Source organism: Glaciecola sp. HTCC2999 (assembly GCF_000155775.1).
In the GTDB taxonomy this organism is placed as follows: domain Bacteria; phylum Pseudomonadota; class Gammaproteobacteria; order Enterobacterales; family Alteromonadaceae; genus Opacimonas.
Genome location: NZ_DS989814.1, coordinates 62,324 through 75,516, shown reverse-complemented (window position 1 = coordinate 75,516; position 13,193 = coordinate 62,324). Strand labels below are relative to the sequence as shown.

The window sequence follows — 13,193 nt, the reverse complement described above, 5'->3', positions numbered from 1 at the left end:
ATCGCTTTTTTAGGTATTAGACGCGGCGTAAATACCAGCAATCGCTTCATCTAACATCGCTGTAAATTCAACTTCGCTTTGTTGAGCACTTACCCCTTGAGTCAGTGCGCGTGAAAAGCTTGCAATCATCCCAGCATTTGCAGTTAATCGCTCATTAGCTTCATCACGGCTATAACCGCCTGATAAGGCGACGACTTTCAGCACTTTAGGATGCGCTATACAAGGTGCGTAAAAACCATTTTCTTCTGGCAAAGTCAGTTTTAACATCACTTGTTGTCCCTCAGGAATGGTGTCTAGTTGACGTAAAATAGCGGCTTGTAACTGAGCTTCTGCTAATGCTTTTTCCGGACTGTGAATATCGATTTCAGGTTCAATGATCGGAACTAAACCTGCATCTAAAATTTGCTGACCGACGGCAAATTGCTGCGCTACGATAGCATCAATACCCGTCTGATTTGCGAGCTTAATCACTGAGCGCATTTTGGTTCCAAACACATCTTGAGTATTAGCTTTCGCTAATAACACATCCAGATTAGTGATTGGCTTCATTAGCTGAACACCATTGGCTTCATCTTCTAAGCCTTTGTCGACTTTCAAGAACGGGACAATCTGTTTTTCTTGCCACAAATAATGTGCAGTAGAGCGTCCTTCTATTTCACGATCGAGGGTGTTTTCGAATAAAATCGCACCCAGTACTCGTTCACCTGTAAACGCATTATTGGTAATAATGCGTGTGCGCATTTCGTGAACTTGATCAAACATTTCCTCATCAGTGCTGTATTTATCAGCATCAACACCGTAAAGGGCAAGCGCTTTGGGTGTCGAGCCACCCGATTGATCTAACGCGGCAATAAAGCCAGTTTGTGAGTTTACTTTAGCCAGCATCTCACGTTGGGTAGTTGACGGCATGTCATCTCTCCATGATTGCTAAGTCTGTTATTCAGCACTTAGTGTAGGGTTACAAAGATCCATTTCGTACTTATTATTATTGTGTGTTGCACGATAATGAGGTTTATATTAACTATTAATCTATATAAAAATGTTCAGCGTCTTAACGACTATCTATCTAAAATCGCAACAGCTGGTAACGTTTTACCTTCTAAAAATTCCAAGAAAGCACCGCCCCCAGTTGAAATATACGATACCTTATCAGCAATGCCAAATTGGTCGACCGCAGCAAGGGTATCACCACCACCGGCAATCGAGAACGCATCACTATCAGCAATGGCTTGTGCAATCGCTTTCGTGCCCCCTGCAAATGGGGCTAGTTCAAACACACCTACCGGACCATTCCAAACAATGGTCCCTGCATTTTTCAAAATTTCACATAACTGAGCCGCTGACTCAGGTCCTACATCAAAGACCATATCGGTATCGATTATTTGGTCAACTGCTTTGGTATCGACTTGGGTCTCGGCGCTAAATGCCTGCCCTGTCACGACATCGATAGGCACAGGAATACTACCGCCATTGGCTTGAGCATCAGCTTGGAGCTTTTGCGCTGCAGGGATCAGATCGGCTTCATATAATGACTGACCTACATTATGTCCTTGTGCTGCGATAAACGTGTTTGCAATTCCACCACCGACAATGAGTTGGTCAACTAACGGCGCTAGACTCTCTAATACGGTTAATTTAGTCGAGACTTTTGAGCCCCCAACTATCGCCACTAATGGACGTTTAGGGTTATCCATCGCTTTACCTAGTGCATCTAATTCCGCACTCAATAAGGGACCAGCTACCGCTTGAGGGGCAAATTTAGCAACGCCGTGTGTAGAAGCTTGGGCTCTATGAGCCGTACCAAAGGCATCCATCACAAATACATCACATAATGCGGCGTAGCGTTTTGCTAAATCATCGGCGTCTTTTTTCTCACCCACGTTAAAACGTACATTTTCCAGTAACACGACTTGTCCAGGCACGCAGCTAACTTCATCTAAATCGTTTGCCAATGCAACGTTTTGTCCTAACGCCTCTGTTAGATAATCGGCAACAGGTTGCATTGAAAACTCACTAGCAAACTCGCCTTCTGTCGGACGACCTAAATGGGACATCAAGATGACGGCGGCCCCCATCTCTAATGCTTGTTTTATTGTCGGTAACGAAGCACGTAAACGAGCATCAGACGTAATACTGCCGTCTTTAATCGGGACATTAAGATCTTGGCGTATTAAAACACGTTTAGCCTGTAAATCGATATCTTGCATGTTTGTAATAGTCATACTATTCCTTAAATTATTTCCAGTGATTAACCAATCTGGTTAGTCTTTATTTACATAGTGGATAAAGTGCCATTGCCGTATCTAGCATACGGTTAGCAAAGCCCCATTCGTTATCACACCAGACAAGTGTTTTAACTAATTGTCCATGGCTTACACGGGTTTGTGTCCCATCAACAATACAAGAATGTGAGTCGTGATTAAAATCCACTGATACGAGCGGTTGCTCGGTGTAATCCAAAATCCCGGCGAGCTGGCCGAGCTTGGCTTGTTGTAATACTTGATTCACTTGACCAATAGTGACGTTATCGCGCAGCGTGACACTTAAGTCCATGGCAGTGACATTAATCGTCGGCACACGAACGGCAATCGCTTCAAACTTTCCTGCAAATTTGGGTAATATCCGTTCAATCCCTTGAGCAAGGCGAGTATCTACCGGAATGATAGATTGACTGGCGGCCCGTGTTCGACGTAAATCAGGATGAAATGCATCGATGACTTGTTGGTCATGCATAGATGAATGAATGGTAGTAATGGTGCCACTTTGCACACCAAAAGCGTCATCTAACGCTTGGATTACAGGTACAATGCAGTTAGTCGTACATGAACCATTAGAGATAACCTTATCCGAGACGGTTAAGGTATCTTCATTAATTCCGTAAATGATTGTGGCGTCGACATCCGGTGAACCCGGCTCAGAAAGCAGCACTTTTTTAGCGCCTTGAGTAAGGTGTCTTGCAGCATCCGACGCATTACCATAATTACCGGTACATTCAAACACCACGTCAACACCTAACTCACCCCAAGGACAACCGTCAATTTGAGCTGAGTGATATAACGCGATAGCATCATTATCGACAAGTAAAGTATCTGGTTGTGGTAACGAATCGTCACTTTTAGCCAAACGAACTTCATGACCAAAACGACCATGCGCAGTATCATATTTGAGTAAATGTGCGATCCCTTCGGCATCTGCTATTTCATTAATCGCCACAACCTTGATTGCTTGTTGGCGTCCAGATTCGTAGAGCGCACGTAACACGTTACGCCCTATTCGTCCAAAACCATTGATCGCGACTTTCAACAATGCGTTATCCCTTTATAGCGCCTTGGCAGCATTAACTACCGCGCTGACTGTGATCCCAAAGTGTTCAAATAAATCTTTTGCAGGTGCTGACTCACCAAAGCTATCCATACCAATAATCGCCCCATTAAGACCGACATATTTGTACCAAGTGTCTTTGGCTAGTGCTTCTACCGCCACACGCTTAGTCACATTTGCAGGTAAGACGCTTTCTTTGTATTCAGCAGATTGCGCGTCAAAGACATCCGTTGAAGGCATGGATACAACACGCACGTTTTGACCTGCAGCACTTAACTCTTTACCCGCCGCAACGGCTAATTCAACTTCAGAACCGGTTGCAATTAAAATCACATCAGGTGTTGCCGTACAATCCACTAAGACATATCCACCTTTAGCGATATTCGCTAGTTGTTGAGCGTCACGCGGTTGTTGTTCACAGCCTTGGCGAGTGAAGATCAAGGTTGAAGGACCATCTGTACGCTCAATCGCAGATTTCCATGCCACCGCTGACTCGACTTGGTCACACGGACGCCAGTTATCTAAGTTTGGCGTAGCTCGCAACGCGACTAGCTGCTCTACTGGTTGATGTGTTGGGCCATCTTCACCCAGGCCGATTGAATCATGAGTGTAAACAAAAATGGCAGGTTGCTTCATTAACGCCGCCATACGCACTGCATTTCGCGCATATTCCATAAACATTAAGAAAGTAGCACCGTACGCCTTAAAACCACCGTGTAAGGCTAAGCCGTTCATCATTGCCGACATACCGAATTCACGGACACCATAATAGATGTAGTTACCGCTCGCATCATCGGCACTGATTCCCTTACAACCCGACCAAATCGTGAGGTTTGAACCCGCTAAATCGGCTGAACCGCCTAATAACTCAGGTAGCAAAGGACCATAAGCATTTAATGCATTTTGTGATGCTTTACGGGTCGCGATATTCGCTGGATTAGCTTGTAATTCTTCAATATAAGATTGAGCTGCTTGGTCCCACGATGCTGGTAATTGACCCGATACACGACGATTAAACTCAGCGGCTAACTCAGGATATGCATCGGCGTAAGCGGCGAAACGCTCTTGCCATGCTTGTTGAGCTTTTGCCCCTTTCGCTTTACCATCCCATTGGGCATAAATGTCATCAGGGATCTCAAAGGCACCGTGCTCCCAGCCTAATGCAGCGCGAGTAGCCGTAATTTCATCAGCACCCAGTGGCGCACCGTGACATGATTCTGTGCCTTGTTTGTTTGGCGAACCAAAACCAATGACGGTTTTACAACAAATCAATGTCGGTTTTTGCGTCTCAGCTTGAGCGGTACGGATCGCAGAAGCGATTTCTTCCGGGTTATGCCCATCAACGCCATCAATCACTTGCCAGCCATATGCTTTGAAGCGCGCAGGGGTGTCATCAGAGAACCAACCTTCGACTTCACCATCAATAGAGATACCGTTATCATCCCAAAACGCGACTAATTTGCCTAACCCTAAGGTACCTGCCAATGAACATACTTCATGTGAAATACCTTCCATTAAACAACCATCACCTAAGAACGTGTAAGTATAATGGTCAACAATAGCATGCTCTTCACGGTTAAATTGTGCTGCTAAAGTTTTCTCTGCTAACGCCATACCTACTGCATTACTGATCCCTTGACCCAATGGTCCGGTGGTTGTTTCAACACCAGGAGCATAACCATACTCTGGGTGGCCTGGCGTTTTTGAATGCAATTGACGGAAGTTTTTTAACTCTTCAATCGGCAACGCATAACCCGATAAATGCAGTAGTGAATATAAGAGCATTGATCCGTGACCATTGGATAGGACGAAACGGTCACGGTTTGCCCATGCAGGATCAGATGGATTATGGGACAAAAAATCGGTCCACAATACTTGAGCAATGTCAGCCATCCCCATTGGTGCACCTGGGTGACCAGAATTAGCTTGTTGAACAGCGTCCATACTTAATGCACGGACTGCATTCGCGAGTTGTTGGCGTGATGACATGAATGACTCCTGAGATATCACAGCAGAGGCGTAATGCTAAGAAATATTCCTAACAAAACAATTGCTTAAAGATTGTAGAAAATAGTTTCATCCATTGTCGCCTACCCGTGTCATTTGTTCAATATCAAATGTCCAAAAACGTGGATTAAAAGCATGTAATAAGACCAGTGTCTCATGACGACATAAATGGATAAAAGTTTTTGCCTTAATGAACTTAATTTTCATTTCTTATGTAAAAGACGTATAGACGTCTAGATGGTTAGACTATAGAATAACATCTAGTATAAAAATTACACCAACACGCTAACTTGTAGTCGGTTACAACGACAGTCTACTCGTTAACTCTTTTATGAGGTCACTATGTCACAACATTTATTCACTTCTGAATCAGTCTCTGAAGGACATCCGGATAAAATCGCCGATCAGATTTCTGATGCCGTGCTCGATGCTATTTTAACCGAAGATCCAATGGCACGCGTTGCCTGTGAAACGTTCGTCAAAACGGGCATGGTGCTGGTTGGTGGTGAAATTAATACCCATGCATGGGTTGATATTGAGAAAATCACCCGTGATACGGTAAGAGACATCGGTTATGTTAGTTCAGATATGGGTTTCGACGCCGATTCATGTGCAGTATTAAATGCCATTGGTAAGCAATCTGATGATATTAATCAAGGGGTTGATCGTGGTTCACGCGAAGAGCAAGGCGCTGGCGATCAAGGTCTCATGTTTGGTTATGCGTGTAATGAAACTCAAGAGCTAATGCCTGCACCGATCATGTTCTCGCATAAACTTGTGCAAAAGCAAGCCGAAGTCAGAAAGTCAGGCAAACTGGATTGGTTACGCCCTGATGCTAAATCACAAGTCACCTTTGTTTACGAAAACGGCCAGCCGATTGGCATTGATGCCGTCGTATTATCTACCCAGCATAGTGACAATATTGATACACCTAGCTTGCGTGAAGCGGTTATGGAAGAAATTATCAAACCGGTCTTACCAGAACAATGGATCACGCCAGCGACTCAATTCCATATTAATCCAACGGGCCGTTTTGTGATTGGGGGTCCTGTGGGCGATTGTGGTCTAACGGGTCGTAAAATTATTGTTGATACCTACGGTGGTATGGCTCGCCACGGCGGTGGTGCATTCTCTGGTAAGGATCCTTCAAAAGTAGATCGTTCAGCCGCTTATGCTGGTCGTTATGTAGCTAAGAATATCGTCGCGGCAGGCCTGGCTGATAAATGTGAGATTCAAGTGTCGTATGCTATTGGCGTAGTCGAACCGACATCCATTAGTATTAATACTTTTGGAACAGGCAAAGTATCTGATGACGTCATTACGCGTTTAGTGCGTGAACATTTTGACTTACGTCCATATGGGTTGATTCAAATGCTTGATTTAGAACGCCCGATTTATTTACCTACAGCTGCTTACGGTCACTTTGGCCATGAAGCTTATCCTTGGGAAAAAACGGATAGAGCGGAGTTACTTGCTAAAGCATTGTAAGTGACGGAAACGTAAGTAATCTAACCCTAAAAAGGAGCAACTTAATGCTCCTTTTTTTGTTGTATACATTTGGGCAAATACTGGCAATCAATGATTTTTAAATCATTAATTGCTATTTAAGCCACTGATACTAAAATAAAGACTCATTAGAATTTCAAGGAATGACGCTATGCGAATCTTTATTTATGTGGTTTTACTGTCAGGTATTATTGCCTGCTCGACTTCTCCTACGGGTAGAAATCAAGTTAAATTATTTTCCAGCGACACCCTTAACTCAATGGGCAATGACACCTTTGCCGCATTCAAGTCTGAACAAAAAGTATCAACTCAGCGCATTGAAAATCAGTATGTACAATGTATTGCAGATGCATTAATACCGCATATCCCCACTGGCACTTTTGATGGCGACTGGGAAGTCGTGGTCTTTGATGACGAGCAAATCAATGCGTTTGCCTTACCTGGTGGAAAAATAGGTGTATACACTGGCATCCTAAAAGTAGCAGAAACACCTGACCAATTAGCATCGGTGATGGGGCATGAAATTGGCCATGTGATTGCTGAGCATGGTAATGAAAGAATGTCGATTGCGACCTTATCTAATTTAGGACTGCAAATTACCAATGTCGGCTTAAAAAGTGCCGGTGTCACCAACAAAAATCAAGCATTGATGATGGCTGGTGCAGGGTTACTGGCACAATATGGTGTTAATTTACCATTTAGTCGCGCCCACGAATCAGAATCCGATCTCATTGGCTTACAACTTATGGCCAAAGCGGGGTTTAATCCGCATGCTGCACCCAAATTATGGGAAAATATGGCGGCAGCAGCCAAAGGCAGTGCGCCACCTGAATGGCAATCGACTCACCCTGCAAACGATACGAGGATTGCAGCATTAAATGCCGCTATACCATCAGTGATGGCAGATTATCGCGCCGCTGCCAACAAACCGAATTGTATTCAATAGTATTGACCAAAGTTCAGAGTTATCACGGCTTTGTTTACTATTGCGCGTGATGTCCTAATGTTCAAGCATAAAAAAGGTCACTGATGAATGAAGTGACCTTGTTTGCTTAGCACGACTCTTGAGCAATGAGCATGACATTATTTATCTAAATGCACGTCCATTTGCGGGAACGGGATTGATATCCCTTCTTGATCAAAACGTAACTTAACCGCTTCGGTAAAATCAAATTTCAAGCCCCAGTAATCTGACGATTTCACCCAAGGTCGCACGACTAAATTAACCGAACTATCACCAAGCTCTCCCACAGCAACAGTATATGCCGGTTCCTTAAGCACACGCTCATCAGCGTCTAACATGGATGTTAACACGCGTTTCGCTTTGAGTAGATCATCGCCATAGCCAATCCCGAAAACCATATCCACGCGACGGGTCGATTTTGCCGAGTAATTGGTAATATTATCACCATAGATGTTGCCATTAGGCACGATGATTTCTTTATTATCAGGGGTACTCATAATGGTTGAGAAAATACCTATATTGATGACAGAACCTGATACACCTCCGGCTTCGACAAAGTCACCGGCTTTAAAAGGACGAAACACCAGCAACATAACACCTGCGGCAAAATTCTGAAGTGAGCCTTGTAATGACAAACCAATTGCTAAACCGGCTGCCCCTAAAATAGCCACTAGAGAAGTTGTATCCACGCCGAGTTGATCAAGCGAAGCCACAATAACAAACAGCATTAGAAACGCATTGACGATGGATTTTAAGAAGTCGACCAACATATCATCATACTTCGATTTGGCCATAATTTTGCCAAATATACCCACCAGCGTTTTTACTACCATTTTACCAATAATATAAATGACGATTGCCAGGATAATATTAATCCCCCAAGGCATGACATAGACATCAATAAAATGTTGTACATCGAAATTTTCAATCTGCTCCCCCATATTAAGCACCTGCTGTACTGGGGTTTCAGAAGATTGAGGCGATACTGGGGTTGAATCTTGTGAGAACGCCACCCACAAATCTAAAATTGACATTACTTGTTTCCCTATAATTATAATCTACCTGACAAAAGTGATGTGTTAATAACTCATTCATAACTTACTTCTAACTTAGTTCAAGTAAACTACAAAGTAAAATAAATAACTTCAGGTTTATGCTAGCGACCAAACATAGGTATTGTTACAATTAATAAAAATAAACTACCTTTATAATTATGCGTATTACCCGAGTTTTTGTTCCTGAACCATTAATTGTCGATGCCGCACTGACGATTGATAATGAAAGTGCCCATCATTTAATCAATGTACTGCGTGTTAAACAAGACCAACCCTTAGTATTATTTAATGGGGATGGTAATGAGTACTCAGCCCAAATTAACGAAGTACATAAACGTAAAGTCATTGTGAATGTCGATGCGAAACTCGCCATTGGTGCAGAATCTAAGTTCCCGATTCATTTAGGTCAAGGGATCGCGAAAGGCGATCGTATGGAAACGGTATTACAAAAAGCGACAGAGTTAGGAGTCACCGAAATTACTCCCATTATCACGCAGCGGTGTAACGTAAAACTATCACCTGAACGTTGGGCCAAAAAACTCGTGCAATGGGAAAAAGTGATTATCGGTGCTTGTGAACAATCAGGACGCAATGTACTGCCAATATTACACCCGCCTATCACATTGAGTGAATGGTGTAAGCAATCAACCGAGCAATATCGCATTACATTTGATCCACATGCTCAGCAGCATCTACAGGCATTGCCTGTTACACAGCATGGCATACGTATTCTAATCGGTCCTGAGGGAGGCTTCAGCGAGGCTGAAACTTATGGTGCAGAGCAAACCGGATTTAATACCGTTAAGATAGGACCGCGTGTGCTTCGCACGGAAACCGCCGCAATTGCATCAATTGCGATTATTCAAGCAACATATGGAGATCTCACGTTATGAGTTTACGCATTGCTATTGTTATGGATCCGATTGCTAATATTACGCCCTACAAAGATACATCTTTTGCATTATGTTTAGAAGCTCAACGTCGCGGCTATCATATTGATTACATCGAAATGCAGGACTTGTATATTGATAACGGTGTACCTTATGCCAAGACACAATCACTCCAAGTGACAGATCAAAACGAAGATTTCTATACCCTAGGAGATAGTAAGGTACAGCCTCTCGCAAATTTTGATGCCTTACTCATGCGTAAAGACCCTCCTGTTGATGACCAATTTATTTATGCGACCCATATTTTTTCACTGGCTGAAAAGCTGGGTGTTCTAGTGGTGAATAAATCTCAAGCCTTACGGGATTTTAATGAAAAATTATTTACCGCTTACTTTCCTGAATTAATCCCTGATACATTAGTCACACGCGATAAAGCATTAGCAAAAGCATTTCATGCAAAGCATCATGACATTATTTGCAAACCTTTAGATGGTATGGGGGGAGCTTCCATTTTTAGAATCAAAGAAGATGCTAATAATTTAGGGGTCGTGATTGAAACCTTGACCCATAATGGTGAGAAACTGGCGATGTTTCAGCGTTATTTACCCGCGATTAAAGACGGTGATAAACGGATTTTAATCGTCAATGGTGAAGTCATGGAATATTGCTTAGCACGTTTACCTCAAGGTACCGAAACGCGAGGTAATCTAGCGGCAGGAGGAGTGGGACGGCCACAACCTATTTCTGATAGTGACCGAGCATTAGCTGAAAACATTGCACCGACATTATTGGCACACGGTATTTTATTTGTTGGATTGGATGTCATTGGCGATCGTGTGACAGAAATTAATATCACCTCACCAACGTGTGTACGGGAAATTGAAAAAGCTTCAGGCGTCAACATCTGTGGTAAATTGTTTGATGCCATTGAACAACGTGTGCTTAGCCAGGCGAGTTAAGGAATTATTGTGAACAACAGTTTTGCCAATCATCTACTCATTGCCATGCCGTCACTACTTGACCCTTCTTTCAAACGTTCAGTCATTTATATCTGTGAACACAGTGATGCAGGCGCAATGGGAATTGTATTAAATATCCCGATTGAAATGAATCTTGCTGAAATGGTCGAGCAAGCTGCCCCTGAAGCTGAAGTCAACCCAGATAAAGCTAGCCAAATCATTATCAAAGGTGGCCCTGTAAGTCCCGACCGCGGGTTTGTGTTGCATTATCCGCATGGTGAATGGGAAGGCAGTTTACGGCTTAATGATGACTTTACTGTTACCACTTCTAAAGATATTGTTGCATGCATTGGCAATGACAAAGGGCCTGAAAAGCAAATTATTGCATTAGGTTATGCCGGTTGGTCACCAGGTCAATTAGAAACAGAATTAGCGGATAACGCATGGCTCACTATCCCAGCCTCTCATGAATTGGTGTTTGGCACTCCGTTACATTTGCGTTGGAACGGCGCAATTAAAGCATTAGGTATCGAACCGTGGCAGCTGACTGAACAAGCAGGTCACGCATAGTGAGTACTTACCTTGCTTTTGATTTTGGGACAAAAAGTATTGGCGTAGCTGTAGGACAAACGATCACAGGCACAGCTCAGCCACTTGCAGCGATTAAAGCCAACGATGGGATCCCAAATTGGGATACCATTACTGAATTACATGCTCAATGGCAACCCACCGCGATGCTCGTCGGATTACCTTTAAATATGGATGGTACTGAACAAGAAATGACATTACGGGCGCGTAAATTCGGACGGCGTATTAGCGCTCGATGTAAAAGCCAGGTGTTTGAAGTCGATGAACGACTCACCACTACAGATGCTAAAGCAAGATTATTCGAACTGGGCGGATATAAAAAACTGAGTAAAGATAAAGTCGATAGTGTCTCTGCATGTGTCATCTTTGAAGCTTGGTGTGAATCTCAATATTGATTGTGAGCCATTATTCACGACCACTTTGACACGACCAGCAAATGCCAAAACTAGCTTCATTATCCGTTTGGCATTCACCACATACCCAATCCCCAGCATCGCTTGCCGACTGTAGTTCAGCGAGGAAGTTATCGACCAGTTGTTGCGCTTTCGGACGCCACTGCTCATCTACCAGCCAGATTTCCGGAGCACTATCTAAAGGGGCTATTTCTCCCACCGCACCCTGTGCAAAGTCATTTTTTACCAGACAAGGAATATGCGCATCATCGAGCAGTTGTTTAACCTGATAGACTTTAAATACTTGTGCATCATAATAAAAAACGGGCATCATTTTCCTTTATCATTGGATGGAGTAGACACTCAATTCAACAAGTGTATTACGTCATAGTAGACGATGTTAGGCAATCTCATCAAGTACCCATCATCTTTCCATGGTTGATTCGTATTTAGCAACCCGCGCTTAATAATTTACCTGCATCTTGTTGTGTAATTTCCCCATGATTGATTAAGCGTTGCAGGCATTGTTCCATCGTTTGCATCCCATGATGCTGCCCGGTTTGTATAACGCTAAACATCTGCGATACTTTATCTTCTCGAATTAAATTCCGTATAGCGGGTACGCCAACCATAATTTCATGAGCTGCTATACGGCCACCGTTTACTCTTTTAATGAGACGTTGAGCAATCACTGCTCGTAGGCTTTCAGAGAGCATTGAACGTACCATAGACTTTTCACCTGCAGGAAAGGCATCGATAATTCTATCAATGGTTTTGGGAGCTGAATTGGTATGCATGGTAGCAAACACTAAATGACCCGTTTCTGCCGCGGTAATAGCCAGACGTATTGTTTCTAAATCTCGTAGCTCTCCGACTAAAATCACATCAGGATCTTCACGCAAGGCTGATCTCAAAGCCTTAGAGAAACTGTTGGTATCACGCTGCACTTCACGCTGATGAATCAAACACTGCTTATTTTTATGAACAAATTCAATCGGATCTTCCACAGTCAAGATATGCATCCGTTCATGAGTATTTAGATAATCTATCATAGCTGCCAGTGTAGTCGATTTGCCCGAACCCGTAGCCCCTGTGACTAAAATAATACCGGTAGGCTGCCTAATGATGTCTTTACATATTTGCGGCGCGTTAATCTCATCCAAAGAAAGTACGTTACTAGGAATGGTTCTGAATACCGCTGACGCCCCTCGGTTTTGTACAAAGGCGTTTACGCGAAAACGAGCTAAGCCCTCCTTTTCAAAAGAAAAGTCTACTTCCATATGTGTATCATACTCTACACGCTGCCTATCATTCATGCTCTCGTAGATTAATGCTAAGACTTGTTGGTGATTCAGTGATGGCATATTTAATCGCCTGATATCACCGTCGACTCTTATCAGCGGCGGTAAACCTGAAGATAAATGTAAATCTGATGCGTTATTTTTGACACTAATGGCTAAAAGTTCGGTAATATTCATATCGTTAATTTATTGGGAACACATTAAAATAAG

General features: G+C 43.2%; 13 protein-coding genes. 6 read left to right on the top strand and 7 right to left on the bottom strand.

The window, feature by feature from the left end:
* Positions 1–9 precede the first annotated feature (9 nt).
* The 4 genes from G2999_RS09810 to tkt form a co-directional block, all read right to left on the bottom strand.
* Entirely contained in the window at positions 10–909 is a 900-nt protein-coding gene (locus tag G2999_RS09810; protein WP_010181135.1) for a fructose bisphosphate aldolase, read from the bottom strand.
* Positions 910–1,058: 149 nt separating this feature from the next.
* Positions 1,059–2,222, bottom strand: a complete 1,164-nt coding sequence (locus G2999_RS09805) for a phosphoglycerate kinase (RefSeq protein ID WP_010181132.1) — start codon at positions 2,220–2,222, stop codon at positions 1,059–1,061.
* A 46-nt stretch (positions 2,223–2,268) separates the two neighbouring features.
* A complete protein-coding gene (epd, locus tag G2999_RS09800) occupies positions 2,269–3,306 on the bottom strand; it encodes an erythrose-4-phosphate dehydrogenase (RefSeq protein WP_029257507.1) in 1,038 nt (345 codons plus the stop codon).
* A gap of 12 nt (positions 3,307–3,318) precedes the next feature.
* Positions 3,319–5,310 (bottom strand): transketolase, encoded by a 1,992-nt coding sequence (gene tkt / locus G2999_RS09795; RefSeq protein WP_010181128.1) that lies wholly within the window; start codon positions 5,308–5,310, stop codon positions 3,319–3,321.
* Positions 5,311–5,670: 360 nt separating this feature from the next.
* On the opposite strand from tkt, the gene metK reads away from it, so the two are divergent.
* A complete protein-coding gene (metK, locus tag G2999_RS09785) occupies positions 5,671–6,816 on the top strand; it encodes a methionine adenosyltransferase (protein ID WP_010181126.1) in 1,146 nt (381 codons plus the stop codon).
* Between the two features lie 169 nt (positions 6,817–6,985).
* Complete coding sequence (locus G2999_RS09780; protein ID WP_010181124.1) at positions 6,986–7,780, top strand: M48 family metallopeptidase; 795 nt, start codon at positions 6,986–6,988, stop codon at positions 7,778–7,780.
* A 137-nt stretch (positions 7,781–7,917) separates the two neighbouring features.
* Here G2999_RS09780 and G2999_RS09775 read toward each other — a convergent pair whose 3' ends face one another.
* Positions 7,918–8,739, bottom strand: coding sequence for a mechanosensitive ion channel family protein (locus G2999_RS09775; RefSeq protein WP_050751051.1), 822 nt, complete (start codon positions 8,737–8,739; stop codon positions 7,918–7,920).
* 272 nt (positions 8,740–9,011) lie between these two features.
* Here G2999_RS09775 and G2999_RS09770 point away from each other — a divergent pair, with 272 nt between their 5' ends.
* Genes G2999_RS09770 through ruvX form a run of 4 tightly spaced genes read left to right on the top strand, consistent with a single transcriptional unit; the run spans position 9,012 to position 11,685 of the window.
* Positions 9,012–9,746, top strand: a complete 735-nt coding sequence (locus G2999_RS09770; RefSeq protein ID WP_010181120.1) for a 16S rRNA (uracil(1498)-N(3))-methyltransferase — start codon at positions 9,012–9,014, stop codon at positions 9,744–9,746.
* Positions 9,743–10,702: a glutathione synthase gene (gene gshB / locus G2999_RS09765; protein ID WP_010181118.1), complete on the top strand. Its 960-nt coding sequence runs from the start codon at positions 9,743–9,745 to the stop codon at positions 10,700–10,702. Before G2999_RS09770 ends, gshB begins: the two co-directional genes overlap by 4 nt.
* A gap of 9 nt (positions 10,703–10,711) precedes the next feature.
* A complete protein-coding gene (locus G2999_RS09760) occupies positions 10,712–11,272 on the top strand; it encodes a YqgE/AlgH family protein (RefSeq protein ID WP_010181116.1) in 561 nt (186 codons plus the stop codon).
* Positions 11,272–11,685, top strand: coding sequence for a Holliday junction resolvase RuvX (ruvX, locus tag G2999_RS09755; RefSeq protein ID WP_010181114.1), 414 nt, complete (start codon positions 11,272–11,274; stop codon positions 11,683–11,685). Before G2999_RS09760 ends, ruvX begins: the two co-directional genes overlap by 1 nt.
* 10 nt (positions 11,686–11,695) lie before the next feature.
* On the opposite strand, the gene G2999_RS09750 is transcribed toward ruvX, so the two are convergent.
* Both G2999_RS09750 and G2999_RS09745 read right to left on the bottom strand, forming a co-directional pair.
* Positions 11,696–12,013, bottom strand: a complete 318-nt coding sequence (locus G2999_RS09750) for a DUF2007 domain-containing protein (RefSeq protein ID WP_010181112.1) — start codon at positions 12,011–12,013, stop codon at positions 11,696–11,698.
* A gap of 118 nt (positions 12,014–12,131) precedes the next feature.
* On the bottom strand, positions 12,132–13,160 hold the full coding sequence (locus G2999_RS09745; protein ID WP_010181110.1) for a type IV pilus twitching motility protein PilT: 1,029 nt from the start codon (positions 13,158–13,160) through the stop codon (positions 12,132–12,134).
* Positions 13,161–13,193: the final 33 nt, after the last annotated feature.

What these genes read in the sequence shown, in the direction of transcription:
- G2999_RS09810 (WP_010181135.1), bottom strand. Translation starts at nt 909, where the DNA reads ATGCCGTCAACTACCCAACGTGAGATGCTGGCTAAAGTAAACTCACAA.
- G2999_RS09805 (WP_010181132.1), bottom strand. Translation starts at nt 2,222, where the DNA reads ATGACTATTACAAACATGCAAGATATCGATTTACAGGCTAAACGTGTT.
- tkt (WP_010181128.1), bottom strand. Translation starts at nt 5,310, where the DNA reads ATGTCATCACGCCAACAACTCGCGAATGCAGTCCGTGCATTAAGTATG.
- metK (WP_010181126.1), top strand. Translation starts at nt 5,671, where the DNA reads ATGTCACAACATTTATTCACTTCTGAATCAGTCTCTGAAGGACATCCG.
- G2999_RS09780 (WP_010181124.1), top strand. Translation starts at nt 6,986, where the DNA reads ATGCGAATCTTTATTTATGTGGTTTTACTGTCAGGTATTATTGCCTGC.
- G2999_RS09775 (WP_050751051.1), bottom strand. Translation starts at nt 8,739, where the DNA reads ATGGGGGAGCAGATTGAAAATTTCGATGTACAACATTTTATTGATGTC.
- G2999_RS09770 (WP_010181120.1), top strand. Translation starts at nt 9,012, where the DNA reads ATGCGTATTACCCGAGTTTTTGTTCCTGAACCATTAATTGTCGATGCC.
- gshB (WP_010181118.1), top strand. Translation starts at nt 9,743, where the DNA reads ATGAGTTTACGCATTGCTATTGTTATGGATCCGATTGCTAATATTACG.
- G2999_RS09750 (WP_010181112.1), bottom strand. Translation starts at nt 12,013, where the DNA reads ATGCCCGTTTTTTATTATGATGCACAAGTATTTAAAGTCTATCAGGTT.
- G2999_RS09745 (WP_010181110.1), bottom strand. Translation starts at nt 13,160, where the DNA reads ATGAATATTACCGAACTTTTAGCCATTAGTGTCAAAAATAACGCATCA.